Consider the following 25,009-nt stretch of genomic DNA (forward strand, 5'->3'; position numbering starts at 1 on the left):
ACGACTTATGGCTTATCAATCTCAAGACATTATCCGTCGTTCCGCGACTAACGGTTTCACGCCCGCGCCTCAGGCGCGGGACCACCAGCAGGAAGTGGCGAAGCTTATCGACGTGACCACCTGTATCGGCTGTAAAGCCTGTCAGGTGGCCTGTTCAGAGTGGAACGACATCCGTGACGAAGTGGGTCACAACGTCGGAGTGTACGACAACCCGGCAGACCTGACCGCCAAGTCCTGGACGGTAATGCGTTTCTCGGAAGTAGAGCAGAACGACAAACTGGAATGGCTTATCCGCAAAGACGGCTGTATGCACTGTGCGGATCCGGGCTGCCTGAAGGCGTGTCCGTCAGAAGGGGCTATCATTCAGTATGCCAATGGCATCGTCGACTTCCAGTCCGAGCAGTGCATTGGCTGCGGCTACTGCATCGCGGGTTGTCCGTTCGACGTGCCGCGCATGAACCCGGAAGACAACCGCGTCTACAAATGTACCCTGTGCGTAGACCGCGTAAACGTCGGCCAGGAGCCAGCATGCGTGAAGACCTGCCCAACCGGCGCTATCCACTTTGGCTCCAAAGAGGATATGAAAACGCTGGCGGCAGAGCGCGTGGGCGAGCTGAAAACCCGTGGTTACGATAATGCTGGTCTGTACGATCCGGCCGGGGTTGGCGGGACGCACGTGATGTACGTGCTGCACCACGCCGACAAGCCGAACCTGTATCACGGCCTGCCGGAGAACCCGGAAATCAGCGCCACCGTGAAGTTCTGGAAAGGCATCTGGAAACCGCTGGCCGCGGTCGGTTTTGCGGCTACCTTTGCAGCGAGCATCTTCCACTACGTCGGCGTCGGTCCGAACCGCGCGGAAGAGGAAGACGACAACCTGCATGAAGAGAAAGACGAGGTGCGCAAATGAGAAAACGTGACACCATCGTGCGCTACACCGCGCCGGAACGCATCAACCACTGGGTCACCGCCTTCTGCTTCATGCTGGCGGCGATAAGCGGGCTGGGGTTCTTCTTCCCCTCCTTCAACTGGCTGATGCAGATCCTGGGCACGCCGCAGCTGGCGCGCATCCTTCACCCGTTCGTGGGTGTGGTGATGTTTGCCTCGTTTATCATCATGTTTTTCCGTTACTGGCACCATAACCTAATCAATCGGGATGATATCTTTTGGGCGAAGAATATTCGTAAGATCGTCGTCAACGAGGAAGTGGGTGATACCGGGCGTTATAACTTCGGTCAGAAATGCGTATTCTGGGCGGCGATTATCTTCCTGGTCCTGTTGCTGGTGAGCGGCGTGATCATCTGGCGTCCGTACTTTGCGCCTGCTTTCTCAATCCCGGTGATCCGATTTGCGTTAATGCTGCATTCATTTGCCGCAGTGGCGTTAATTGTGGTTATCATGGTGCATATTTACGCCGCCCTCTGGGTGAAAGGCACCATTACCGCGATGGTGGAAGGATGGGTAACCAAAACGTGGGCGAAGAAACATCACCCGCGCTGGTACCGTGAAGTCCGCCAGAAACAGGAAAAGTCATCTGAATGAGTATTCGCATAATCCCGCAAGATGAGCTGGGGTCGAGCGAGAAACGTACGGCGGAGTATATTCCGCCGTTGTTATTCCCCAGACTCAAGAACCTCTACAACCGCCGCGCAGAGCGTCTGCGCGAGCTGGCAGAGAACAACCCGCTGGGCGATTTTCTGCGTTTTGCCGCGCTGGTTGCCCATGCGCAGGAGGTGGTGCTGTACGATCACCCGCTGCAAATGGACCTGACCGCGCGCATCAAAGAAGCTAACGAGCAGGGCAAGCCGCCGCTGGATATTCACGTCCTGCCGCGCGACAAGCACTGGCATAAGCTGCTGCATTCGCTGATTGCCGAGCTGAAGCCGGAGATGAGCGGCACGGCGCTGGCGGTCATTGAGAACCTGGAAAAAGCTTCAGAGCAAGAGCTGGAAGAGATGGCGAGCGCGCTGTTTGCCTCCGACTTCTCGCTGGTCAGCAGCGATAAAGCGCCGTTTATCTGGGCTGCGCTGTCGCTTTACTGGGCGCAAATGGCGAGCCTGATCCCGGGTAAAGCCCGCGCCGAATACGGCGAAGCGCGCCAGTTCTGCCCGGTGTGCGGCTCAATGCCGGTCTCCAGCATGGTGCAGATTGGGACGACGCAGGGGCTGCGCTACCTGCACTGCAACCTGTGTGAAACCGAGTGGCACGTGGTGCGCATCAAGTGCAGCAACTGCGAGCAGACTCGCGATCTCAACTACTGGTCGCTGGAAAATGAAGACGCGGCGGTGAAAGCCGAAAGCTGCGGCGACTGCGGGACTTACCTGAAGATTCTGTATCAGGAAAAGGATCCGAAAGTCGAAGCAGTGGCCGACGATCTCGCCTCGTTGATTCTGGACGCCAAAATGGAGCAGGAGGGCTTTGCCCGTAGCTCGATTAACCCGTTCCTGTTCCCGGGTGAAGGGGAGTAATCTCCATAAAAGCCCGGTGAGCCTCAGTGCAACCGGGCTAATTACTGCGATAGCGCAGGGATGACATGTTGAGGATCGTTAGCAATAGCGCGCAACAGCGCTTTAGCCGGGCCCGTAGGCGAGCGTCTGCCTTGTTCCCAGTTACGCAATGTATCAACGCTGACAGAGATTAAGGTCGCGAATTTACTCTGCGACAACCCGGATGCCTGACGAATTTCTTTTATTTTCATCGCATCGATTTGAAAGGTACGCGACGGCTCGCGTTGGCCCTCGGCAATCTCGTTCATTTGCCCAACGCTTTGGGTTAATCGCTCAAACAGCGTCTTATCCATTTACCACCTCTCTATCATCTTTTTCAGAATAGCTTCCTCCCCCGCGGACAGGTCATCTTTAATCCCTTTGCGATAGATGAGCAGCAGTCTGATTTCAAACTCACGCGTACGGTAAAAATAGATAACTCTGACTCCACCACGCTTTCCCTTTCCGCCAGCAAGCCAGCGAATCTTCCGCAAGCCTCCCGTATTCTGGATAAGATCGCCGTACTCCGGTTGCGTCGCCAGGAATATCTGGAACCTATGATATTCGTCGTCATCCAGTAACGTTTTGACGTCTTCTGTGAAAATGTCCGTTTCAATGAATAGCATTAAACATACGCCATTGGCTTATAGTAACAAATGTCTAATGTACGTCAATGACGTACCCCTTGCTGATTACGTTAATGGGATACGCCGAATAAAGCGAAGGATACGTCCTGCTACGTTGTGTATTTGCGAGCCGCTTTCCAGAAGACCGTTACTCCTCCTCGTTCCCCCCCTCTTCATACGCGCCATACGGCTTCGCAGGAAGAACGATATAGGTGCCTTCAAACACAGCGCCTGGCGTATCATCGCCAAACAGCTCAACCTGCATCTGCACGCGTGCTTTACGTCCACGCGCCAGGCGGTCGAGATCGCCGCCCAGAGCGCCCAGGTCGGCCACCGCGCTCGGCTTGCCGCTAATCGGCGCGCTGTAACGAATATGGGCATCGGCAAGAATAATAGTGCCGCCGAGATGACGCTCGCGCAGCATCAGCCAGATCAGCCCCCAGCCGGTGAGCGTGGCGAGAGAAAACAGGCTCCCGGCAAACAGGGTATGGTGCGGGTTCTGGTTGCCGGTTTCCGGCATGGTGGTGATAAATTTTTGTCCGGTATACTGCTGAATACGCACGCCCATTTTTTCACTGAGCGGTATGTGCTGATACCACGCCTGCTGGAGCTGTCCGCACCAGTCGGCGCGATGGAGAATATCATCCAGGGTGGCGATAGGTTTGATCATCAAAAAGTGACGAATCGGCGTGGTCTGCGGGGCGCTGATTTCACCCTGATTCACGAAACCGAGCTTGGCAAAGAACTCAACGGCATCTTCGCGGGCGCTACAGGTGACGCGCTTAACCCCTTCCTGACGGGCAACGGATTCCAGCGTCATCGCCATCAGCGTTCCAAGGCCTTTGTCCTGCACGGAGGGGTGAACGGCCATAAAGCGAATAGAGGCTTCGTTATCGGCATTGATATACAGACGCCCCACGGCGACGAGGTTGCCCTCTTCGTCCACCACCATCTGATGATGCGCCATTGCATCCCAGGCGTCGCGTTCAGATCCTTTCGGCTGATGTAATGGCTTGCGCAGCATTTCCCAGCGGAAATGGTAATAAACCTCTAACTCTTCTTCCGTTTGCGGTACTCGAAGGTGATACATAGCTGTACTCTCTCTTGTTACCCGCGGCCAGGCCGCCAGCTGGCTCAAACCTGGAGCCAGAATGTGACGGGGCCATCGTTCACCAGCGAAACCTGCATATCCGCAGCGAATCGTCCGGTTTGTGTATTCATGTCCTGTTGGCGACAGCGCTCAACAAAATACTCATAAAGGGCTTCTGCGCGATCCGGTGCCGCGCCCTTCGAAAAACTCGGGCGCATGCCGCGCTCGGTATCGGCGGCCAGCGTAAACTGGGAGACCACCAGCACGCTGCCGCCAGCCTGCTGAATGTTCAGGTTCATCTTGCCTTCCGCATCGCTGAAAATCCGGTAGCCCAGCACGCGCTCGCACAGGCGGTTGGCTTTTTGTTCGTCGTCATCCTTTTCGACACCCAGGAGCACCAAAAGTCCTGGGCCAATTTCACCCGTCACCTCATCCTCCACGGTGACGCTGGCACGGGTTACGCGCTGAATCAATGCAATCATGGTTGGTCTGCTTCTTGTTGTTTTTCAGCTTCTGCTGCTTTTTTGAGTTCGCGGTAGACCCCGAGAGTGACAGTTATTTCGGCGCCAAGCAAGACGATACACCACGTCCAGTAGACCCAGACAAACAAAATGGGGATTACCGCCAGCACGCCGTAAATCAGCTGATAAGAGGGGAACATGGTGATATAAAGCGCGAATCCCTTCTTGCCCAGCTCAAAGAGTAACGCCGCGACCAGCGCGCCAACCACGGCATCCCGGTTAGGTACACGCGTGGTTGGCACCACGCTATAAAGCAGCCAGAACGAAAGCCACGATAAAATCAGCGGGAAGATGCGCAGCATGTTATCGATCACGCTGTTTAAGTCACTCGCCCAGCGCAGCGAAAGAAGGTAGGAACTGATCGCCAGGCTCGCCCCCGCCAGCAAGGGGCCGAGGGTTAATATCATCCAGTAGACGGCAAAGGAATAGACCTTCGGGCGAACTTTTTTGCTCCGCCAGATGGTGTTGAGCGCGCTGTCGATGGAGTACATCAGCAGCAGCGCGGTGACAATCAGCCCACACGCCCCCACCGCCGTCATCTTGCTGGAGTTAGCGACAAACTGTTCGATGTAGTTCTGGATCACGTCGCCGGTGGCAGGAATGAAGTTCGCAAAGACGAAATGACGAAGCTGCATGCTCACATCGGCAAACATCGGAAACGCCGAAAAAAGCGCAAAAATCACCGCCACCAGCGGAACCAGCGAGAGCAATGACACGTAGGCGAGATTGCCTGCCAGCGTGGTCATGTTGTCCTCATCAATGCGGTGCCAGAGGAGTTTCAGCCACGCCCTGAGCGGGCGCGTGTGATGGTTGGCTTTTTGATGAACGGTTTTTAGCATAACTGCTTCGCAAAGTAGTTCGGTATCGTCTCTTTTCCGGTCACCAGAACGGAGGTGATGCCTAACTGGTTAGCCCCTTCTATATTATCGGCGTTGTCGTCAAAAAAGACCGCATCCGCCGCCGTGAATCCTTCTTCCTGCAACACCGCCTGGTAGATGCGCGCCTCCGGTTTACGCATCCCCATCTCCTGGGAGAGATACACTTTATCAGCCGCCGCGTGGATCTCCGGGTATTCATCCGGCCAGAAGGTGGTATGCAGGCGGTTGGTATTAGACAGCACAACAACTCGATGTCCCTGCTCGCGCAGCTTGTGCATGATGTCGATCACTTCGGGGCGGATCGCGACAAATATGGCCTGCCAGCCGTGGGAAAACTGCTCGTAGCTTAACGAGAGACCCATTTCCTGACAGAAACGCTCTGCGAACGTTTCATCGCTGATCTCACCGCGCTCGTGCAGATGGAAAGTCTCGCCCATCGCAAAATTCTGCTTTAACGTCGCCAGCGGAACACGGCTAAAATCGCTCCATGCACCCAGCACCCGGTTAAAATCGATATCGACGATTACATTTCCTAAGTCAAAGATATAAAGCATGTTTATCTCCTTTCGCCGTGGAAAAGTAACTGTAGCGGGAAAGAGAAACTTTAGCTATGCGCCAGATTCAGCTTAGAGAAAGGAAAGGCCCGAATCGACATATCGGGCCATCAGAAGGTCAGCCAGCCTGCTGCTCTTCTCCGGAATTGACTTCGACAACCTCAACCTTGCTGGATTTGAGGTGGTTTTGCAGCGCCGAGCCGGGCAGCTCATCGGTGAACAGCGCCGTCGCCTGCGCCACGTTGCCAATTTCAACCGCCGCGGAGGCGTGGTATTTCGTATGATCGGCCGCCAGTAAAATGTGGCGGGAGTGGGCAATCATGGTTTTCACCACGCTGGCTTCGTTGACGTCAAACTCCATCATCGCGCCGTCGTGTTCAATCGCCCCGACGCTGGTCACGAGATAGTCCGCCCGGAAGCCCGACACAAACGCCGTCGCCGCCGGGCCGATAATGCCGCCGTTGTGCGGGCGCAGCGTGCCGCCCGGCACCATCACTTCAAAGCGCGGGTTCTTATACAGAATATGCGCCACCCGCAGGCTGTTGGTGATGATGCGCAGATGATTATGGTTAAGCAGCGCCCGGGCAACGTGCTCCACGGTGGTTCCGATAGTAATAAAGATGGTCGAGCCATCGGGAATATAGTCCGCAATGGCTTCGGCAATCGCCCGCTTCTCTTCAGTAAGCGACACTTCGCGCTGTTCGAACGCCGTGTTCACCACGCTGGACGCCCTGCCCGCGCCGCCATGATGACGCGTAATCAGCCCCTGCTCGCTGAGCTTACGGATATCCCGGCGCACCGTTTGCGTCGACACGTCCAGCAGCTGCGCCAGTTCATCAATGTTCATATAGCCACGATCGGCAATCAGCGTCAGCAGCTGATCGTGACGCGGGTTGCCGGTCAGTTCGGTAAGGCTCATGGGCTGTCCTCTGAAAACCATCACGCCCCGCATTTTATACAAAAAGTGACAAAAAAGAGCGGGTTTGATCACAGTCGGGTATACCTGCGCGCCCGCCGGGCTTTGTGCATTTCAGCGCTGCGACGGCGCTGGCAAAACGCACGGCGTCTGCGGCGGTGGATTGCTGTCCCAGGCTGAACGCCAGCGCACCGTGGAAAACGTCGCCCGCGCCGGTGGTATCAATGACGTTCACCTCAAAGCCAGGCTGATGACATAGCGTGTCGTTTTCCAGCCAGAAGCAGCCCTCTCGCCCCTGCGTGACATACACATGTCCATTTGTGAGCGTTTGTGCTTTTCTGAGGGCATTTTCTGTTTCGTCCCGGTGCGTAAGGCGGCGCAACCCCGGCGCGGAGAAGGCCGCGTGGTCGCTTAAGGCGATCAGCTCCGCGATATCCTGCGGGGTGACATCCGCATCAAGCACCGTCGGTACGCCCTGCTGACGGGCCAGGGTAAATGCCTGTTTTGCCCCGTCATGCCAGCGCACGTCTGCTAATACAATATCCCACTGGGAGAAGTCGATTTCATGCAGCCAGTCTGCCTCGGCGGGCAGAGCGGGGCTGGGGTAGTTGGCAATCACTCGCTCTCCGCCTGCGTCCACCAGCACCGCCGATTGTGACGATCGGGCACCGTTAAACACGCGCGTATAGCGGGTGTTTACCCCCAGGGATTCCAGCTCCGCGAGCAGCCGTCTGCCGGTATCGTCGTCCCCCACCCGGCCAATAAAATCCACTTCAGCACCCAGCTTTGCCGCTGCCACTGCCGCCGTGGCCGCCGGGCCGCCGCCCACTTCCGTGTAGTCTTTTGCGACATATTTCCCACCTTCTTTCGGTAAATCATCGAGATACCAGATGCGATCCAGCACGGTAATGCCGACACAAACGATGCGAGTCATGGTGATTCCTTCTGCGATTTCTGATGCCTTCATTTTAATTTCACCAAATGTTTAAAAAGTGACCCGTGTCAATTTTTTGACTATAAATTACAAATACGATCAAAAACAGACAACACAAACGCGCAGAAATTGACACGATGTGACAGGAGAGAGGCATGTCAGCAATCGCATTTATCGGTTTAGGGCAGATGGGCGCGCCAATGGCGAAGAATCTGTTGAAGCAAGGTCACCAGCTTAACGTCTTTGACGTGAACCCGCAGGCGGTTCAGGCGCTGGTGGAGAGCGGCGCACGGGCGGCGGCTACGCCCGCTCAGGCCGCAACGGACGCCGAATTCGTCATTACCATGCTGCCAAACGGCGACCTGGTGCGCAGCGTACTGTTCGGCGAGCACGGCGTGTGCGAAGGGTTATCCCGCGACGCGCTGGTGATTGATATGTCCACCATCCACCCGCTGCAAACCGACGCGCTGATCCGCGACATGGCTGAGCGGGGCTTCAGCCTGATGGACGTGCCCGTGGGACGCACGTCTGACCATGCCATCGCCGGCACGCTGCTCCTGCTGGCGGGCGGCACCGCGCAGCAGGTGGAACGCGCCACCCCCGTCTTAATGGCGATGGGCAATGAACTGATTAACGCCGGCGGGCCGGGCATGGGCATCCGCGTAAAGCTCATCAATAACTACATGAGCATCGCCCTGAACGCGCTTTCCGCCGAGGCGGCGGTACTGTGTGAAGCGCTTGGCCTCTCCTTTGACGTGGCGCTGAAGGTGATGAGCGGCACGCCGGCGGGTAAAGGCCACTTCACCACCTCATGGCCAAACAAGGTGCTGAAAGGCGATCTTTCACCCGCCTTCATGATCGACCTTGCGCATAAAGATCTGGGGATCGCCCTGGACGTGGCTAACCAGCTCCACGTTCCGATGCCGCTGGGCGCGGCGTCCCGCGAAGTTTACAACCAGGCTCGCGCCGCCGGGCGCGGGCGCGAAGACTGGACGGCCATTCTTGAACAGGTTCGCGCATCTGCCGGGCTGAAAAAATCACACTGATACGAAAGGACTGAGGAATGACGATGTACACCCTGAAAGATATCACCCGACCTTCCGGCGGTTTTGCAATGCTGGCCGTGGATCAACGCGAAGCGATGCGCCTGATGTTTGCCGCCGCAGGCGCGCCGGTGCCGGTAACCGACCAGCACCTGACGGATTTTAAGGTCAACGCGGCGAAAATTCTGTCGCCGTACGCCTCTGCGATCCTCGTCGACCAGCAGTTCTGCTATCGCCAGATTGTCGAGCAGCACGCCGTAGCCAACAGCTGCGCGATGATTGTGGCCGCCGACGAGTTTATTCCGGGGAACGGTATTCCGGTCGACAGCGTGGTGATCGACAAAAGCATCGACGCTCAGGCGGTCAAACGCGATGGCGGCAAGGCGCTGAAGCTGCTGGTGCTGTGGCGCAGCGATGAAGATCCGCAGCAGCGCCTGGAGATGGTGAAAGCGTTCAATACACTGTGCCACGACAACGGGCTGCTGAGCATTATCGAGCCGGTGGTACGTCCGCCGCGTCGCGGAGCCGAATTTAACCGCGAACAGGCGATTATTGATGCGGCGAAAGAGCTGGGCGACAGCGGTGCCGACCTCTACAAGGTGGAGATGCCGCTGTTTGGCAAGGGCACGCAGCAGGAACTGCTGGCGGCCTCGCAGAAGCTGAACGAGAACATCGCCATGCCGTGGGTGATCCTCTCGTCCGGCGTGGACGATAAGCTGTTCCCGCGCGCCGTGAGCGTGGCGATGCAGGCAGGGGCATCGGGCTTTTTAGCCGGTCGCGCCGTCTGGTCCTCGGTGATTGGCCTGCCGGATACCGAGCTGATGCTGCGTGATATTTCCGTACCAAAACTTCAGCGTCTGGGTGAGATCGTCGACGAAATGATGGCTCGCCGTTAAGAAAGGACCCGAACATGAAATGGTTTAACACCCTGAGCCACAACCGCTGGCTCGAACAAGAGACCGACCGCATTCTTGATTTCGGCAAAAACGCCGCCGTACCGACCGGCTTTGGCTGGCTGGGCAATAACGGGCAGGTTCGCAGCGATATGGGCACCCATCTGTGGATCACCGCCCGTATGCTGCACGTGTACGCGGTAGCGGCGAACATGGGCCGTCCCGGCGCGTATGCCTTGGTTGAACACGGCATTAATGCCCTCAACGGCCCGCTGCGCGACAAACAGCACGGCGGCTGGTACGCCTGCGTAAACGATGAAGGCGTAATGGATGCCTCCAAGCAGGGCTATCAGCACTTCTTCGTCCTGCTGGGCGCGGCGAGCGCCGTCACCACCGGCCACCCGCAGGCACGCAGGCTGCTGGACGATGCCATTGAGGTGATTGAGCGCTACTTCTGGAGCGAACAGGAGCAAATGTGCCTTGAGTCCTGGGATGAAGCCTTCAGCAAAACGGAAGATTACCGCGGCGGTAACGCCAACATGCACGCCGTGGAAGCCTTCCTGATTGTCTATGACGTAACTCACGATCGTAAGTGGCTCGACCGCGCCCTGCGCATCGCCTCGGTGATTATTCACGACGTGGCGCGCAAGGGCGAGTATCGCGTTAACGAGCATTTCGACACCGACTGGAACCCGATCCGCGATTACAACATCGATAACCCTGCTCACCGCTTCCGCGCTTACGGCGGCACGCCGGGACACTGGATTGAGTGGGGCCGCCTGATGCTGCACCTGCGCGCCGCGCTGGAAGCGCGCTTTGAAACCCCGCCGGAGTGGCTGCTGGAAGATGCGAAAGGCCTGTTCCACGCCACCATCCGCGACGCCTGGGCACCCGACGGCGCCGACGGGTTTGTCTACTCCGTGGGCTGGGACGGCAAGCCTATCGTTCGCGAACGCGTGCGCTGGCCCATCGTCGAGGCGATGGGCACGGCCTATGCCCTCTATACCGTGACCGGCGAAGCGCAGTACGAAGCCTGGTATCAGAAGTGGTGGGATTACTGCATCACGTACCTGATGGATTACGAAAACGGTTCCTGGTGGCAGGAGCTGGACACCAATAACGAAGTGACCACCAAAGTCTGGGACGGTAAGCAGGATATTTACCATCTGCTGCACTGCCTGGTGATCCCCCGCCTGCCGCTGGCGCCCGGCTTAGCGCCTGCCGTCGCCGCCGGATTGCTGGATAGCCAGGCCAAATAATAAAGACGGAGTTTTTATGCGTACCCTACACAATATTGACCTGAAGAATAACGAACGTGGCTTCACCCTGCGCTGGCAGGATCGCCTGATTTTGTCCCACTCCGAAGAAGCGCCTTGCCTGTGGATCGGAGCAGGCGAGGCCGATATCGAGATGTTTCGCGGCAATTTCAGCATTAAAGACAAGCTCAACGAAAAGATTGCCCTGACGGACGCGACCGTCACGCAGCAAAGCGCGGGCTGGGCCATCCGCTTTACCCGCGGCGATGCGGTGAGCGCCACGCTACTGGTGGGCGTGGATGCGGAAGGCCGTCTGGAGCTGAAGCTGAAAAATGATGCCGCCAGTCATAACCGCATCTGGCTGCGGCTGGCGGCGCAGCCGGAAGATCATATCTACGGCTGCGGCGAGCAGTTCTCGTACTTCGATCTGCGCGGCAAGCCGTTCCCGCTGTGGACCAGCGAGCAGGGCGTGGGCCGCAACAAGCAGACCTACGTCACCTGGCAGGCCGACTGCAAAGAGAACGCGGGCGGCGATTACTACTGGACCTTCTTCCCGCAGCCTACCTTCGTGAGCACCCAGAAGTATTACTGCCACGTGGATAACAGCTGCTACATGAACTTTGACTTCAGCGCACCGGACTTCCACGAGCTGGCGTTCTGGGAAGATAACGCCACGCTACGCTTCGAATGTGCACAAACCTACGTCGATCTGCTGGAAAAACTGACCGGCCTGCTGGGGCGTCAGCCTGAGCTGCCGGACTGGGTTTACGACGGCGTGACGCTGGGCATCCAGGGCGGCACCGAGGTGTGCCAGCAGAAGCTCAACGCCATGCGCGAGGGCGGCGTGAAGGTGAACGGCATCTGGGCGCAGGACTGGTCCGGCATCCGCATGACCTCCTTCGGCAAACGCGTGATGTGGAACTGGAAGTGGAACAGCGAGCTCTATCCGCAGCTTGACGAGCGGATCGGGCAGTGGAAGCAGGAGGGCGTAAAGTTCCTCTCCTATATCAACCCGTACGTCGCCAGCGATAAAGATCTCTGCGAAGAGGCGGCGAAACGCGGCTATCTGACCAAAAACGCCGACGGCGAGGATTACCACGTTGAATTCGGCGAGTTCTACGCGGGCGTTATCGACCTGACCAACCCGGAAGCCTACGGCTGGTACAAAGAGGTCATTAAAAAGAACCTGATCGAGCTGGGCTGCGGCGGCTGGATGGCCGATTTCGGGGAATATCTGCCGACCGATACCTTCCTGCACAACGGCGTGAGCGCGGAGATCATGCATAACGCCTGGCCTGCCCTGTGGGCGAAGTGTAACTACGAGGCGCTGGAAGAGACCGGCAAGCTCGGGGAGATCCTGTTCTTCATGCGCGCGGGTTATACCGGCAGCCAGAAGCACTCGGTGATGATGTGGGCGGGGGATCAAAACGTTGACTGGAGCCTGGACGACGGTCTGGCGTCCGTCGTGCCCGCGGCTCTGTCGCTGGCGATGACCGGGCACGGCCTGCACCACAGCGACATCGGCGGCTATACCACCCTGTTCGAGATGAAGCGCAGCAAGGAGCTGCTCCTGCGCTGGTGCGACTTCAGCGCCTTTACGCCGATGATGCGTACCCACGAGGGCAACCGCCCTGGCGACAACTGGCAGTTCGACGGCGATGCGGAAACCATCGCGCACTTCGCGCGCATGACCACCGTGTTCACCACCCTGAAGCCGTATATCAAAGCTGCGGTTGCGCAGAACGCGAAAAGCGGCCTGCCGGTGATGCGTCCGCTGTTCCTGCACTACGAGGACGACGCGCGCGCCTACACGCTGAAATACCAGTATCTGTTTGGCCGCGATCTGCTGGTGGCGCCGGTTCATGAAGAGGGCCGCCGGGACTGGTCGCTCTATCTGCCGCAGGACAGCTGGGTCAATGCGTGGACGGGGGAAATCTGCCAGGGCGGTGACGTGACCGTCGATGCCCCGATCGGCAAGCCGCCGGTCTTCTATCGCCAGCACAGCGAATGGGCAGATCTGTTTAGCACCTTACGTGATATCTGATAAGGCTCGCCCGCAGGGAAACCTGCGGGCAGACGGAGAACAATAATGAGTCAACATACTTCCGATCCGGCAACCCTACGCCTGCCGTTTAAAGAAAAACTCGCCTACGGGATGGGCGATCTCGGCTCTAACATCCTGCTGGATATCGGCACGCTCTATTTGCTGAAGTTTTACACCGACGTGCTGGGGCTGCCCGGCACCTACGGCGGGATCATCTTCCTGATTGCCAAATTCTTTACCGCCTTCACCGATATGGGCACCGGGATCATGCTCGACTCCCGGCGCAAAATTGGCCCGAAAGGGAAATTCCGCCCGTTCGTGCTGTATGCCGCCTTCCCGGTGACCTTACTGGCGATTGCCAACTTCGTCGGTACGCCATTTGAGATGACCGGCAAAACGGTGATGGCGACGGTGCTGTTCATGCTGTACGGCCTGTTCTTCAGCATGATGAACTGCTCTTACGGCGCGATGGTGCCCGCCATCACCAAAAACCCGGACGAGCGCGCCTCGCTGGCGGCCTGGCGTCAGGGCGGCGCCACGCTCGGCCTGCTGCTCTGTACGGTGGGCTTTGTCCCGGTGATGAACCTGATTGAAGGTAACGACCAGCTTGGCTACATCTTTGCCGCCACCCTCTTCTCGCTGTTCGGGCTGTTCTTTATGTGGTGGTGCTATAAGGGCGTCACCGAGCGTTACGTCGAGACGCAGCCTGCTAACCCGGCGCAAAAGCCGGGGCTGTTGCAGTCGTTTCGCGCCATTGCCGGAAACCGTCCGCTGTTTATCCTGTGCATCGCGAACCTGTGCACGCTGGGCGCGTTTAACGTTAAGCTCGCCATTCAGGTCTACTACACGCAGTACGTGCTGAACGACCCGATCCTGCTGTCATACATGGGCTTCTTCAGCATGGGCTGTATTTTTATCGGCGTCTTTATGATGCCCGGCGCGGTGCGGCGCTTCGGCAAGAAAAAGGTCTACATCAGCGGGCTGATGATTTGGGTGGCGGGCGATCTGCTCAACTACTTCTTCGGCGGCGGCTCGGTGAGCTTTGTGGCGTTCTCCTGCCTGGCGTTCTTCGGCTCCGCGTTCGTGAACAGCCTGAACTGGGCGCTGGTGTCCGATACCGTGGAATACGGCGAGTGGCGCACCGGCGTGCGCTCCGAGGGGACGGTCTATACCGGCTTTACCTTCTTCCGTAAGGTCTCGCAGGCGCTGGCGGGCTTCTTCCCGGGGATCATGCTCACGCAGATCGGCTATGTGCCCAACGTGGTGCAGTCCGCCGGGACGGTTGAAGGGCTGCGGCAGCTGATATTTATCTACCCGAGCCTGCTGGCGGTCATTACCATCGTGGCGATGGGCTGCTTCTACAACCTCAACGAGAAGATGTATGTGCGCATCGTGGAAGAGATCGAACTGCGCAAACGTACGGCATAAATGACGTGATAGAGCGCCCTGCGGGGCGCTCTGAGGATCGACCATGACACACAATACTGATCCGTTAACCCTGAAATTGAGCCTGCGAGAGAAGTGCGCCTACGGGATGGGCGATTTTGGCTCGAATCTAATGCTGTGTATTGGCACGCTGTACCTGCTGAAGTTTTACACCGATGAACTGGGGATGCCCGCGTTCTACGGCGGCATTATTTTCCTGGTGGCAAAGTTTTTTACCGCCTTTACCGACATGCTTACCGGGGTGTTGCTGGATTCCCGGCGAAACATCGGCGCGCGGGGAAAATTCCGGCCATTCATTTTGTATGCCTCCGTGCCGGTGGCGCTGGTCGCGACGGCGCAGTTTATGGCCAACGACTTTAGCCTGACGGTCAAAACGGCTATCGCCACCGTGCTCTTCATGATGTTTGGGCTCTGCTACAGCCTGATGAACTGTGCCTACGGTGCGATGGTGCCGGCTATCACCAAAAACCCGAACGAGCGCGCGCAGCTTGCCGCGTGGCGTCAGGGCGGCGCAACGGTGGGGCTGTTGCTCTGCACCGTCGGCTTTATGCCCATTCAGGCGCTGTTCGTCAGCCAGCCTTCCCTCGGCTATCTGGTAGCCGCGCTGGTGTTCGTCACCGGCGGCCTGTTCTGCATGTGGTGGTGCTACAGCGGGGTGAAAGAGCGCTACGTCGAGATCACACCCGATCACCATAAGCCCGGCATTCTGAAATCGTTCTGTGCGATTTTTCGCAATCCGCCGCTGCTGGTGCTGTGCATCGCCAACCTCTGCACCCTCGCCGCGTTTAACATCAAGCTGGCGATTCAGGTCTATTACACCCAGTACGTGCTAAACGACCTGCATTTACTGTCGTGGATGGGCTTTTTCAGCATGGGCTGCATTCTGATTGGCGTGTTTCTGGTGCCCGGCGCGGTGAAGCGCTTTGGCAAGAAGCCCGTCTATCTGGGCGGGCTGGCGCTGTGGGCGGTGGGCGACGTGCTGAACTTCTTCTGGGGAACCAGCTCCCTGCTGTTCGTGCTCTTTTCCTGCATGGCCTTTTTCGGCACCGCGTTTGTGAACAGTCTGAACTGGGCGCTGGTGCCGGATACCGTTGATTACGGCGAGTGGAAAACCGGCATCCGCGCCGAGGGATCGGTTTACACCGGCTATACCTTCTCGCGCAAAATCTCCGCCGCCCTCGCCGGCTTCCTGCCCGGCATTATGCTGACCCAGATCGGCTACGTTCCCCACGCCGTACAGAGCGCGGGCACGCTGCTGGGTTTGCGTCAGCTTATTTTCCTCTGGCCGTGCGGCCTGGCAATCGTCGCCGCCGTGACCATGGGGCTGTTTTATAAACTCAACGAAGCGCGCTTCGCCTTTATCATCGAGGAGATTGGAAAACGGAAAAAACAGTCAGCGAATACCCCTGAGATAACACCCAACAATAAAGCGTCAGCAGTCACTTTATAACAATAAATTCGGCCCGTATTTCCTTCCTGTTCATCAGGAGGGAGGCCTTTCTGTACCTGATACATGGACAAATTATGAAAAGAATCATCACTGTACTGATCGTGTCGTCTGTGTCCTGCCCGGTATTCGCCGGGGCCTATGTTGAAACCCGTGAAGCCTACAATACGGCCTCTGAGCTGCACGAAGTGATCCTGCGTGCGGGCTATAACTTCGATATGGGCGCGGGGTTGATGTTCACCAACGCCTACAACGTGGGGAGATGGGATGAGCTCAAGCACAGCTATAACGAAATAGAGGGGTGGTATCCGCTCTTTAAACCGACGGATAAACTCACCTTTCAGCCCGGCGGGTTGATCAACGACAGCAGCGCCGGTTCGGGTGGCGCGGTGTATTTAGATACCAACTATAAATTCACGGACGGGTTTAATCTGACGTTCCGCTATCGCTATAACCGTAACAATTACGATACGCCGGACTATAACGGGCAGATGGATAAGAACGACACGCACGAATTCGCCAACTACTGGAATTTCAAAGTGACGGATGCGTTTTTCTACACCTTTGAGCCGCACTTTTTCCAGCGGATAAATGATTACCACAGCAAAAATGGCAAAGACCATCACTGGGAAATAACCAACAAGTTCAGCTATAAGATCGACAGAAACTGGCTGCCGTACCTCGAGCTTCAGTGGCTGGACCGATGGAATGATTACAACCGCGAGCAGTACCGGATTCGGTTAGGGTTACGGTATTCGTTCTAATAAAAAAGCCGCTGATCGCTCAGCGGCTTTTTCGTTGCCGGGTGGCGCTTGCGCTTACCCGGCCTACGGCATAACCGAATTACTCTTCTTTCGCACCGCGCATAGCACGTTTACGATCGTTCTCGGTCAGGTGACGTTTACGGATACGAATTGACTGAGGCGTCACTTCGACCAGTTCGTCATCATCGATGAATTCCAGAGCCTGCTCCAGAGTCATCTTGATCGGTGGAACCAGAACCGTTGCTTCGTCAGTACCGGACGCACGCATGTTGGTCAGTTTCTTACCGGTCAGGCAGTTTACCGTCAGGTCGTTAGAACGGCTGTGAATACCGATGATCTGGCCTTCGTAAACTTCAGCACCGTGACCCAGGAACAGCTTACCGCGATCCTGCAAACCGAACAGCGCAAACGCAACCGCTTTACCCTGACCGTTGGAGATCAGCACGCCGTTGTTACGCTGGCCCACTTCGCCCGGACGCACGTCGTCGTAGTGGCTGAAGGTGGAGTACAGCAGACCCGTACCGGAGGTCATGGTCATGAACTCAGAACGGAAGCCGATCAGGCCACGGCTTGGGATCACGTAGTCGAGACGTACGCGGCCTTTGCCATCTGGATTCATGTTTTTCAGGTCGCCTTTACGCTCGCCCAGCGCCTGCATCACAGAACCCTGGTGCTGCTCTTCAACGTCCAGCGTTACGTTTTCGAACGGCTCTTGTTTACGGCCATCGATTTCGCGGAAGATAACTTTCGGACGGGAAACCGCCATCTCGAAACCTTCACGACGCATGTTTTCAATCAGAACGGACAGGTGCAGCTCACCACGACCGGAAACGCGGAATGCATCAGCGTCTTCAGTTTCTTCAACGCGCAGCGCAACGTTGTGCACCAGCTCTTTGTTCAGGCGGTCAAGGATCTGACGAGAGGTAACGAACTTACCTTCTTTACCACAGAACGGAGAGGTGTTGACGTTGAAGAACATAGATACGGTTGGTTCATCAACGGACAGGGCTGGCAGCGCTTCAACGTTCTGCGGATCGCAGATGGTGTCGGAGATGTTCAGCTCACCCAGACCGGTGATGGCGATGATGTCGCCCGCTTCAGCGATGTCGCTCTCGATACGCTCAAGACCCAGGTGAGTCAGAACTTTACCGACTTTACCGTTACGGGTTTTGCCTTCGCTATCGATGATAGTGACCTGCTGGTTAGGCTTCACTTTACCGCGCTTGATACGACCAATGCCGATTACGCCAACGTAGTTGTTGTAGTCGAGCTGGGAGATCTGCATTTGCAGGGTGCCTTCCAGGTCAACGTTTGGCGCAGGAACGCGGTCAACAATCGTCTGGTACAGCGGAGTCATGTCTTCAGCCATGTCTTCGTGATCCAGACCCGCGATACCGTTCAGCGCAGAGGCGTAAACGATAGGGAAGTCCAGCTGCTCGTCGGTCGCGTCGAGGTTAACGAACAGGTCGAATACCTGGTCAACAACCCAGTCAGGACGCGCGCCAGGACGGTCAACCTTGTTGATCACAACGATAGGTTTCAGGCCGTGGGCAAATGCTTTTTTGGTCACGAAGCGCGTTTGCGGCATAGGGCCATCAAATGCGTCAACCACCAGCAGCACGGAATCCACCATGGACATCACGCGCTCAACTTCACCACCGAAGTCGGCGTGCCCTGGGGTATCAACGATGTTGATACGGTAGTCATTCCATTTGATAGCGGTGTTTTTGGCGAGGATGGTAATCCCACGCTCTTTCTCCAAATCGTTGGAGTCCATCACACGCTCTTGAGTTTCGGCACGAGCATCAAACGTACCAGACTGCTGTAGCAGCTTATCAACCAGGGTAGTTTTACCATGGTCGACGTGCGCGATGATGGCGATATTACGCAATTTTTCGATCACAACTTTGCCTCAGGCATTTAGAAATAGCGCGTTATTGTACACGGATTAATCGCACTACAAAACAGGATCACAAACATCCCCCGCAAACAAGTATTGCAGAGATGCTTTGTGATCGCTTTCACGGAGCGGTAAAAGGGCACTTTAACGTAAATTGCACCAATATGGTGCTCAATGTTCACATTGAAGCACTATAATGGTGCAACGAATCCAATGTGGTGCAGCCCTTCTGCACTATGGTGCGCATGATAACGCCTTTTGGGGGTGTTTTAAAAGTTGGCACAGATTTCGCTTTACAGAAATACAGTAAAAATATGGCAGCCCAGCCGATTTGAAGACCTCGTTACCACGACGACAATGACCAATCTGGAGAGTTAAGTATGTCCGCTGAACACGTTTTGACGATGCTGAACGAACATGAAGTGAAGTTTGTTGATCTGCGCTTCACCGATACCAAAGGTAAAGAACAGCACGTCACGATCCCTGCTCATCAGGTGAACGCCGAATTCTTTGAAGAAGGCAAAATGTTTGACGGCTCCTCCATTGGCGGCTGGAAAGGCATCAACGAATCCGACATGGTTCTGATGCCAGATGCAACCACTGCGCTCATTGACCCGTTCTACGAAGAACCTACGCTGATCATCCGCTGCGATATCCTGGAACCCGGCACGCTGCAAGGCTATGACCGTGACCCACGCTCCATCGCAAAACGCGCTGAAGAGTACCTGCGCTCTACCGGCATCGCAGACACCGTTCTGTTCGGGCCAGAGCCAGAGTTCTTCCTGTTCGACGACATCCGTTTTGGTGCTTCCATTTCTGGCTCCCACGTGGCTATCGATGACATCGAAGGCGCATGGAACTCTTCCACCAAATACGAAGGCGGTAACAAAGGTCACCGTCCAGGCGTGAAAGGCGGTTACTTCCCGGTTCCTCCGGTCGATTCTTCACAGGACATCCGTTCTACCATGTGTCTGATCATGGAAGAGATGGGCCTGGTTGTTGAAGCGCACCACCACGAAGTGGCGACGGCTGGCCAGAACGAAATCGCTACCCGCTTCAACACCATGACCAAAAAAGCGGATGAGATTCAGATCTACAAATACGTTGTGCACAACGTTGCGCACCGTTTCGGTAAAACCGCGACCTTCATGCCAAAACCAATGTTCGGCGATAACGGTTCCGGTATGCACTGCCACATGTCCCTGTCCAAGAACGGCACCAACCTGTTCTCTGGCGACAAGTACGCGGGTCTGTCTGAGCAGGCGCTGCACTACATCGGCGGTGTTATCAAGCACGCTAAAGCGATCAACGCCCTGGCGAACCCGACCACCAACTCCTACAAGCGTCTGGTCCCAGGCTACGAAGCACCGGTGATGCTGGCTTACTCTGCCCGTAACCGTTCTGCATCTATTCGTATCCCGGTGGTGGCGTCTCCGAAAGCGCGTCGTATCGAAGTGCGCTTCCCGGACCCGGCGGCTAACCCATACCTGTGCTTCGCAGCACTGCTGATGGCCGGTCTGGACGGTATCAAGAACAAGATCCACCCAGGCGAAGCAATGGACAAAAACCTGTACGACCTGCCGCCAGAAGAAGCGAAAGAGATCCCACAGGTTGCCGGCTCTCTGGAAGAAGCCCTGCAAGCGCTGGACGCAGACCGCGAGTTCCTGACCGCTGGCGGCGTGTTCACCGATGAAGCGATCGACGCTTACATCGCGCTGCGTACCGAAGAAAACGACCGCGTTCGCATGACGCCGCACCCGGTTGAGTTCGAGCTGTACTACAGCGTTTAATTGATTTGTTTTGCCCGGCGCTTTCGCGTCGGGAGTAGTTGCCGTGGAAACTTTAGCCCATCTTCGGATGGGCTTTTTTCTCCACCAACAACCTGATCTCACGCGCTTTTTACCTTTAAAACGCTATACTGCACTAAAATAGTGCAACTACTCCAGGAGACTGCTGAATGGCAACTGGCACGCTGCCCGATGCTGGGCAGATCCTCAATTCTTTGATTAACAGTATTTTGCTGGTCGACGACGAGCTGGCGGTGCATTACGCCAACCCGGCGGCGCAGCAGCTGCTCGCCCAAAGCGCCCGTAAGCTGTTTGGCACGCCGCTGCCGGAACTGCTGAGCTATTTCTCGCTGAATATTGGCCTGATGCAGGAGAGTTTGCAGGCGGGCCAGGGCTTCACCGATAACGAAGTGACGCTGGTGATTGACGGACGCTCGCATATTTTGTCCCTCACTGCCCAGCGCCTGCCGGATGGCATGATTCTGCTGGAAATGGCGCCGATGGATAACCAGCGTCGTCTCAGCCAGGAGCAGCTTCAGCATGCGCAGCAGATTGCGGCGCGCGACCTGGTGCGCGGGCTGGCTCATGAGATTAAAAACCCGCTGGGCGGCTTACGCGGTGCGGCACAGCTCCTGACCAAAGCGCTGCCTGACCCTGCCCTGGCGGAGTATACCAACGTCATTATTGAGCAGGCGGACCGTCTGCGTAATCTGGTCGATCGTCTGCTCGGGCCACAGCAGCCGGGGATGCACGTTTCAGAAAGCATTCACAAAGTTGCGGAGCGAGTGGTGAAACTCGTCTCTATGGAGCTGCCGGATAACGTCACGCTGGTGCGTGATTACGACCCAAGCCTGCCGGAGCTGGCGCACGATCCGGACCAGATTGAACAGGTGCTGTTGAACATTGTGCGTAACGCGTTGCAGGCGCTGGGCCCGGAGGGGGGCGAAATTATTCTGCGTACCCGCACCGCGTTCCAGCTGACGCTGCACGGTGTGCGTTATCGTCTGGCGGCACGTATTGATGTGGAAGATAACGGGCCGGGGATCCCGCCGCATCTCCAGGACACCCTGTTCTACCCGATGGTCAGCGGTCGCGAAGGCGGCACCGGGCTGGGGTTATCCATAGCCCGTAATTTGATTGACCAACACTCCGGCAAAATTGAATTTACCAGTTGGCCGGGACATACCGAGTTTTCGGTTTTCCTGCCGATTAAAAAATAAAGGTGACGTTTATGCAACGAGGGATAGTCTGGGTAGTCGATGACGATAGCTCCATCCGTTGGGTGCTTGAACGCGCGCTCACGGGAGCGGGATTAAGCTGCACGACGTTTGAGAGCGGCAGCGAGGTGCTCGATGCGCTTACCACCAAAACGCCGGACGTGCTGCTCTCGGATATTCGCATGCCGGGAATGGACGGACTGGCGCTCTTAAAGCAGATCAAACAGCGCCACCCTATGCTTCCGGTCATCATAATGACCGCCCACTCCGACCTGGATGCCGCCGTCAGCGCATACCAGCAGGGGGCGTTTGATTACCTGCCAAAACCGTTTGATATCGACGAAGCCGTTGCTCTGGTCGAACGCGCCATCAGCCACTATCAGGAGCAACAGCAGCCCCGCCACGCGCCGGATTTCGGGCCTACGACGGACATCATCGGTGAAGCGCCGGCCATGCAGGACGTGTTCCGCATCATCGGGCGTTTGTCCCGGTCGTCCATCAGCGTATTGATTAACGGTGAATCGGGCACCGGTAAAGAGCTGGTCGCGCACGCCCTGCATCGCCACAGCCCGCGGGCGAAAGCACCCTTTATCGCCCTCAACATGGCGGCGATCCCCAAGGATTTGATTGAATCTGAACTGTTTGGCCACGAAAAAGGGGCGTTTACCGGCGCGAACACCATTCGTCAGGGACGCTTTGAACAGGCTGACGGTGGAACGCTTTTCCTGGATGAAATCGGCGATATGCCGCTGGATGTTCAGACCCGTCTGCTGCGCGTGCTGGCAGATGGTCAGTTTTACCGCGTGGGCGGATATGCGCCGGTGAAGGTGGACGTGCGTATTATCGCCGCGACGCACCAGAACCTGGAGCTGCGCGTGCAGGAGGGCAAGTTCCGTGAAGATTTATTCCATCGCCTGAACGTGATCCGCGTGCACCTGCCGCCGCTGCGCGAGCGTCGGGAAGATATCCCGCGCCTGGCGCGTCATTTCCTGCAAGTGGCGGCCCGCGAGCTGGGCGTGGAAGCCAAGCAGCTTCACCCCGAAACGGATGCCGCCCTCACCCGTCTGGCGTGGCCGGGCAACGTGCGTCAGCTGGAAAACACCTGCCGCTGGCTGACCGTGATGGCCGCCGGACAGGAGGTATTGATTCAGGATCTCCCTGCCGAACTGTTTGAAGCCACCGTGCCCGAAAGCAGCACCGGACATGCGCTGCCGGACAGCTGGGCGACGCTGCTGGCGCAGTGGGCCGATCGCGCGCTGCGTTCCGGTCATCAAAATCTGCTCTCCGAAGCGCAGCCTGAGATGGAGCGCACGCTGTTGACTACCGCGCTTCGTCATACTCAGGGCCACAAACAGGAAGCGGCTCGCCTGCTGGGATGGGGTCGGAATACCCTGACGCGCAAGCTGAAAGAGCTGGGAATGGAGTGATCTCTACCGCAGTGTAAAGATGATTAATTGAGCGCAAATTGCCGTTATTTTGCGCTTTACTGTTCCGATGAGTTTTGTATGATCGTGCCCGGAAATTGGGGGGAGCATCATGCTGGAATCATTAGTGACTTTGCTTTCGAGCGGAGCAGCGGAAAGCCACACGCCACAAACTGCCGTTGCGGCGGTGCTGTGTGCGGCGCTGGTTGGGCTGTTTAGCTAGCGAGCTGTTGAGGAAAAGCCGGGTGGCGGCTTTGCCTTACCCGGCCTACATAAGTGCGAGATGTAGGCCGGGTAAGCGAAGCGCCACCCGGCATTGCAGCTCAAATCACCCGCGAGAACTGCTGCATACGCGCTTTCTGGCGCAGATAGGCGTCGAAGCACATGCAGATATTACGAATCAACAGACGCCCTTTCGGCGTGACCTCAATCGCGCTCTCCGACACATCCACCAGCCCGTCTTTCGCCAGCGGCGCCAGAAGCTTCAGGTCTTCGGCAAAGTAATCGCTGAAGTGCAGATCCCATTGCGACGCCACCTCGCTGAAATCGAGGCGGAAGTTGCAGATCAGCGCCTTAATCACATCACGACGGATGCAGTCGTCGCGCGTTAACGCGATGCCGCGCCACAGCGCGTTGCCGGTTTCGTCTACCTGCTGATAGTACAGCTTCAGCTCTTTCTGGTTCTGGGCGTAGCAGTCGCCAATCATGCTAATGGCGGAGACGCCCATTCCGAGCAGATCGGTATCGCCCTGAGTGGTGTATCCCTGGAAGTTACGGTGGAGAACACCTTCGCGCTGGGCAATCGCCAGCTCGTCGTCCGGACGGGCAAAGTGATCCATACCGATAAACTGATAGCCGGTTTCGGTCAGCGAGGCGATGGTCTCCTGCAAAATGTCCAGCTTCTGCTGGGCGGAGGGCAGATCCGCATCTTTGATTTTGCGCTGAGCGGCGAACAGCGTCGGCAGGTGCGCATAGTTAAAGACGCTCAGGCGGTCCGGGTTGAGCTCAGCCACGCGTTTAAGCGTGAAGGCAAAGCTTTCCGGCGTCTGCTTCGGCAGGCCGTATATCAGGTCGATGTTCGTTGAGGTAAAGCCGATTTCACGCGCATGGTTGAGTAAGGCAAAGATAAACGCTTCGTCCTGCTCGCGGTTGACCAGGCGCTGTACTTCTTTGTTGAAGTCCTGCACGCCCATGCTCAGACGGTTGAAGCCCTCGGCGCGTAAATGATCCAGCACATCCAGCTCGATTTCACGCGGATCGACCTCGATCGAGATTTCGGCGTCGTTGATGAAGCTGAAGTTCTCGCGCAGCAGCGTCATCAGGCGGCTAATTTGCGCTTTATTCAGGTAGGTTGGCGTACCGCCGCCCCAGTGAAGCTGGCTGACGTGGCGCCCGGAAAACAGCGGTGCGCGGTGCAGGATTTCCTGCTCTAGCGCATCGAGGTATTGGTCAGCTTTGTGCTGCTGGCGGGTAACGATTTTATTGCAGCCGCAGAAGTAGCAGAGCTTGTGGCAGAACGGAATATGGACGTAGAGCGACAGCGGGCGCTCAGGGTAGCGCGCGACAGCCTGCTGAAAATCCGCCTCGCCGAAAGCGTCAGAGAACTCCAGCGCGGTGGGGTATGAAGTATAACGCGGCCCGGAATAGTTATATTTCTGGATCAGGGCCAAATCCCAGTCGATAGATGGTACAGACATGCTCACTCCTTCCGTTGGTGTCGCGTTCGTATACGGCGGCCCGTTCTGGTCCCGTTGCGGGCCATCATTCGGGTGCGCAGCCACTT

The 25,009-nt window shown here is 57.0% G+C and carries 24 protein-coding genes; 14 read left to right on the forward strand and 10 right to left on the reverse strand.

Translation table 11 applies throughout. The annotated features are described in order from the left end of the window. Window positions 1-7 precede the first annotated feature (7 nt). Genes fdxH through fdhE form a run of 3 tightly spaced genes read left to right on the forward strand, consistent with a single transcriptional unit; the run spans window position 8 to window position 2,468 of the window. Window positions 8-910 (forward strand): formate dehydrogenase subunit beta, encoded by a 903-nt coding sequence (gene fdxH / locus IM300_RS17425; protein WP_003861960.1) that lies wholly within the window; start codon window positions 8-10, stop codon window positions 908-910. Further along, complete coding sequence (gene fdoI / locus IM300_RS17430) at window positions 907-1,542, forward strand: formate dehydrogenase cytochrome b556 subunit (protein WP_015569914.1); 636 nt, start codon at window positions 907-909, stop codon at window positions 1,540-1,542. The genes fdxH and fdoI overlap by 4 nt, the downstream gene beginning before the upstream one ends. Beyond that, window positions 1,539-2,468, forward strand: a complete 930-nt coding sequence (gene fdhE, locus IM300_RS17435; RefSeq protein ID WP_023315053.1) for a formate dehydrogenase accessory protein FdhE — start codon at window positions 1,539-1,541, stop codon at window positions 2,466-2,468. Before fdoI ends, fdhE begins: the two co-directional genes overlap by 4 nt. A gap of 41 nt (window positions 2,469-2,509) precedes the next feature. On the opposite strand, the gene nadS is transcribed toward fdhE, so the two are convergent. From nadS to IM300_RS17475, 8 genes are all read right to left on the reverse strand, one after another. Continuing rightward, the gene (gene nadS, locus IM300_RS17440; protein ID WP_193037572.1) at window positions 2,510-2,800 is read right to left on the reverse strand and encodes a NadS family protein; all 291 of its coding nucleotides are present in this window, start codon (window positions 2,798-2,800) and stop codon (window positions 2,510-2,512) included. After that, window positions 2,801-3,112, reverse strand: coding sequence for a type II toxin-antitoxin system RelE/ParE family toxin (locus IM300_RS17445; protein ID WP_193037574.1), 312 nt, complete (start codon window positions 3,110-3,112; stop codon window positions 2,801-2,803). A gap of 148 nt (window positions 3,113-3,260) precedes the next feature. Then, a complete protein-coding gene (gene fabY / locus IM300_RS17450) occupies window positions 3,261-4,202 on the reverse strand; it encodes a fatty acid biosynthesis protein FabY (RefSeq protein ID WP_063449681.1) in 942 nt (313 codons plus the stop codon). A 44-nt stretch (window positions 4,203-4,246) separates the two neighbouring features. Further along, complete coding sequence (gene dtd, locus IM300_RS17455; protein WP_193037576.1) at window positions 4,247-4,684, reverse strand: D-aminoacyl-tRNA deacylase; 438 nt, start codon at window positions 4,682-4,684, stop codon at window positions 4,247-4,249. Further along, window positions 4,681-5,562 (reverse strand): virulence factor BrkB family protein, encoded by an 882-nt coding sequence (locus IM300_RS17460; RefSeq protein ID WP_063449679.1) that lies wholly within the window; start codon window positions 5,560-5,562, stop codon window positions 4,681-4,683. Before IM300_RS17460 ends, dtd begins: the two co-directional genes overlap by 4 nt. Continuing rightward, window positions 5,556-6,155, reverse strand: coding sequence for a glucose-1-phosphatase (yihX, locus tag IM300_RS17465; protein ID WP_063449678.1), 600 nt, complete (start codon window positions 6,153-6,155; stop codon window positions 5,556-5,558). The genes IM300_RS17460 and yihX overlap by 7 nt, the downstream gene beginning before the upstream one ends. Before the next feature lie 118 nt (window positions 6,156-6,273). Beyond that, window positions 6,274-7,074, reverse strand: coding sequence for a DeoR/GlpR family DNA-binding transcription regulator (locus tag IM300_RS17470; RefSeq protein WP_063865422.1), 801 nt, complete (start codon window positions 7,072-7,074; stop codon window positions 6,274-6,276). 34 nt (window positions 7,075-7,108) lie between these two features. Further along, entirely contained in the window at window positions 7,109-8,005 is an 897-nt protein-coding gene (locus tag IM300_RS17475) for a sugar kinase (RefSeq protein WP_193037578.1), read from the reverse strand. Between the two features lie 155 nt (window positions 8,006-8,160). Here IM300_RS17475 and yihU point away from each other — a divergent pair, with 155 nt between their 5' ends. The 7 genes from yihU (at window position 8,161) to ompL (ending at window position 16,898) form a co-directional block, all read left to right on the forward strand. After that, complete coding sequence (gene yihU / locus IM300_RS17480) at window positions 8,161-9,051, forward strand: sulfolactaldehyde 3-reductase (protein WP_041911769.1); 891 nt, start codon at window positions 8,161-8,163, stop codon at window positions 9,049-9,051. Between the two features lie 17 nt (window positions 9,052-9,068). Next, window positions 9,069-9,944 carry a sulfofructosephosphate aldolase gene (yihT, locus tag IM300_RS17485; protein WP_193037580.1) on the forward strand — a complete coding sequence of 292 codons (876 nt, stop codon included), beginning with the start codon at window positions 9,069-9,071 and terminating at the stop codon, window positions 9,942-9,944. 14 nt (window positions 9,945-9,958) lie between these two features. Then, the gene (yihS, locus tag IM300_RS17490) at window positions 9,959-11,200 is read left to right on the forward strand and encodes a sulfoquinovose isomerase (protein ID WP_063865419.1); all 1,242 of its coding nucleotides are present in this window, start codon (window positions 9,959-9,961) and stop codon (window positions 11,198-11,200) included. Window positions 11,201-11,216: 16 nt separating this feature from the next. Next, window positions 11,217-13,241, forward strand: coding sequence for an alpha-glucosidase (locus tag IM300_RS17495; RefSeq protein WP_193037582.1), 2,025 nt, complete (start codon window positions 11,217-11,219; stop codon window positions 13,239-13,241). Window positions 13,242-13,286: 45 nt separating this feature from the next. Further along, window positions 13,287-14,669 carry an MFS transporter gene (locus tag IM300_RS17500; RefSeq protein ID WP_049138041.1) on the forward strand — a complete coding sequence of 461 codons (1,383 nt, stop codon included), beginning with the start codon at window positions 13,287-13,289 and terminating at the stop codon, window positions 14,667-14,669. Window positions 14,670-14,712: 43 nt separating this feature from the next. Next, complete coding sequence (locus tag IM300_RS17505; protein ID WP_193037589.1) at window positions 14,713-16,137, forward strand: MFS transporter; 1,425 nt, start codon at window positions 14,713-14,715, stop codon at window positions 16,135-16,137. Window positions 16,138-16,211: 74 nt separating this feature from the next. Further along, window positions 16,212-16,898, forward strand: a complete 687-nt coding sequence (ompL, locus tag IM300_RS17510; protein ID WP_063865415.1) for a porin OmpL — start codon at window positions 16,212-16,214, stop codon at window positions 16,896-16,898. A gap of 79 nt (window positions 16,899-16,977) precedes the next feature. Here ompL and typA read toward each other — a convergent pair whose 3' ends face one another. Continuing rightward, window positions 16,978-18,801, reverse strand: a complete 1,824-nt coding sequence (gene typA / locus IM300_RS17515) for a ribosome-dependent GTPase TypA (RefSeq protein WP_006808726.1) — start codon at window positions 18,799-18,801, stop codon at window positions 16,978-16,980. A 377-nt stretch (window positions 18,802-19,178) separates the two neighbouring features. On the opposite strand from typA, the gene glnA reads away from it, so the two are divergent. The 4 genes from glnA (at window position 19,179) to IM300_RS17535 (ending at window position 23,449) form a co-directional block, all read left to right on the forward strand. Next, entirely contained in the window at window positions 19,179-20,588 is a 1,410-nt protein-coding gene (glnA, locus tag IM300_RS17520; protein WP_003861925.1) for a glutamate--ammonia ligase, read from the forward strand. A 167-nt stretch (window positions 20,589-20,755) separates the two neighbouring features. Continuing rightward, window positions 20,756-21,805 (forward strand): nitrogen regulation protein NR(II), encoded by a 1,050-nt coding sequence (glnL, locus tag IM300_RS17525; RefSeq protein WP_003861923.1) that lies wholly within the window; start codon window positions 20,756-20,758, stop codon window positions 21,803-21,805. Window positions 21,806-21,816: 11 nt separating this feature from the next. Next, window positions 21,817-23,229 (forward strand): nitrogen regulation protein NR(I), encoded by a 1,413-nt coding sequence (gene glnG / locus IM300_RS17530; RefSeq protein WP_063449670.1) that lies wholly within the window; start codon window positions 21,817-21,819, stop codon window positions 23,227-23,229. Between the two features lie 109 nt (window positions 23,230-23,338). After that, window positions 23,339-23,449, forward strand: a complete 111-nt coding sequence (locus tag IM300_RS17535; protein ID WP_017382667.1) for a YshB family small membrane protein — start codon at window positions 23,339-23,341, stop codon at window positions 23,447-23,449. 100 nt (window positions 23,450-23,549) lie between these two features. Here the strand turns inward: IM300_RS17535 and hemN are convergent, their stop codons facing one another. Next, window positions 23,550-24,923 carry an oxygen-independent coproporphyrinogen III oxidase gene (gene hemN / locus IM300_RS17540; RefSeq protein WP_063865412.1) on the reverse strand — a complete coding sequence of 458 codons (1,374 nt, stop codon included), beginning with the start codon at window positions 24,921-24,923 and terminating at the stop codon, window positions 23,550-23,552. Window positions 24,924-25,009: the final 86 nt, after the last annotated feature.

The organism is Enterobacter cloacae complex sp. I2 (genome assembly GCF_014896205.1).
Taxonomy (GTDB): Bacteria; Pseudomonadota; Gammaproteobacteria; order Enterobacterales; family Enterobacteriaceae; genus Enterobacter; species Enterobacter quasihormaechei.

Excerpts from the sequence above, each read along its gene's own strand:
- fdxH (WP_003861960.1), top strand. The coding sequence starts at position 8 with ATGGCTTATCAATCTCAAGACATTATCCGTCGTTCCGCGACTAACGGT.
- fdoI (WP_015569914.1), top strand. The coding sequence starts at position 907 with ATGAGAAAACGTGACACCATCGTGCGCTACACCGCGCCGGAACGCATC.
- fdhE (WP_023315053.1), top strand. The coding sequence starts at position 1,539 with ATGAGTATTCGCATAATCCCGCAAGATGAGCTGGGGTCGAGCGAGAAA.
- nadS (WP_193037572.1), bottom strand. The coding sequence starts at position 2,800 with ATGGATAAGACGCTGTTTGAGCGATTAACCCAAAGCGTTGGGCAAATG.
- IM300_RS17445 (WP_193037574.1), bottom strand. The coding sequence starts at position 3,112 with ATGCTATTCATTGAAACGGACATTTTCACAGAAGACGTCAAAACGTTA.
- fabY (WP_063449681.1), bottom strand. The coding sequence starts at position 4,202 with ATGTATCACCTTCGAGTACCGCAAACGGAAGAAGAGTTAGAGGTTTAT.
- dtd (WP_193037576.1), bottom strand. The coding sequence starts at position 4,684 with ATGATTGCATTGATTCAGCGCGTAACCCGTGCCAGCGTCACCGTGGAG.
- IM300_RS17460 (WP_063449679.1), bottom strand. The coding sequence starts at position 5,562 with ATGCTAAAAACCGTTCATCAAAAAGCCAACCATCACACGCGCCCGCTC.
- yihX (WP_063449678.1), bottom strand. The coding sequence starts at position 6,155 with ATGCTTTATATCTTTGACTTAGGAAATGTAATCGTCGATATCGATTTT.
- IM300_RS17470 (WP_063865422.1), bottom strand. The coding sequence starts at position 7,074 with ATGAGCCTTACCGAACTGACCGGCAACCCGCGTCACGATCAGCTGCTG.
- IM300_RS17475 (WP_193037578.1), bottom strand. The coding sequence starts at position 8,005 with ATGACTCGCATCGTTTGTGTCGGCATTACCGTGCTGGATCGCATCTGG.
- yihU (WP_041911769.1), top strand. The coding sequence starts at position 8,161 with ATGTCAGCAATCGCATTTATCGGTTTAGGGCAGATGGGCGCGCCAATG.
- yihT (WP_193037580.1), top strand. The coding sequence starts at position 9,069 with ATGACGATGTACACCCTGAAAGATATCACCCGACCTTCCGGCGGTTTT.
- yihS (WP_063865419.1), top strand. The coding sequence starts at position 9,959 with ATGAAATGGTTTAACACCCTGAGCCACAACCGCTGGCTCGAACAAGAG.
- IM300_RS17495 (WP_193037582.1), top strand. The coding sequence starts at position 11,217 with ATGCGTACCCTACACAATATTGACCTGAAGAATAACGAACGTGGCTTC.
- IM300_RS17500 (WP_049138041.1), top strand. The coding sequence starts at position 13,287 with ATGAGTCAACATACTTCCGATCCGGCAACCCTACGCCTGCCGTTTAAA.
- IM300_RS17505 (WP_193037589.1), top strand. The coding sequence starts at position 14,713 with ATGACACACAATACTGATCCGTTAACCCTGAAATTGAGCCTGCGAGAG.
- ompL (WP_063865415.1), top strand. The coding sequence starts at position 16,212 with ATGAAAAGAATCATCACTGTACTGATCGTGTCGTCTGTGTCCTGCCCG.
- glnA (WP_003861925.1), top strand. The coding sequence starts at position 19,179 with ATGTCCGCTGAACACGTTTTGACGATGCTGAACGAACATGAAGTGAAG.
- glnL (WP_003861923.1), top strand. The coding sequence starts at position 20,756 with ATGGCAACTGGCACGCTGCCCGATGCTGGGCAGATCCTCAATTCTTTG.
- glnG (WP_063449670.1), top strand. The coding sequence starts at position 21,817 with ATGCAACGAGGGATAGTCTGGGTAGTCGATGACGATAGCTCCATCCGT.
- IM300_RS17535 (WP_017382667.1), top strand. The coding sequence starts at position 23,339 with ATGCTGGAATCATTAGTGACTTTGCTTTCGAGCGGAGCAGCGGAAAGC.
- hemN (WP_063865412.1), bottom strand. The coding sequence starts at position 24,923 with ATGTCTGTACCATCTATCGACTGGGATTTGGCCCTGATCCAGAAATAT.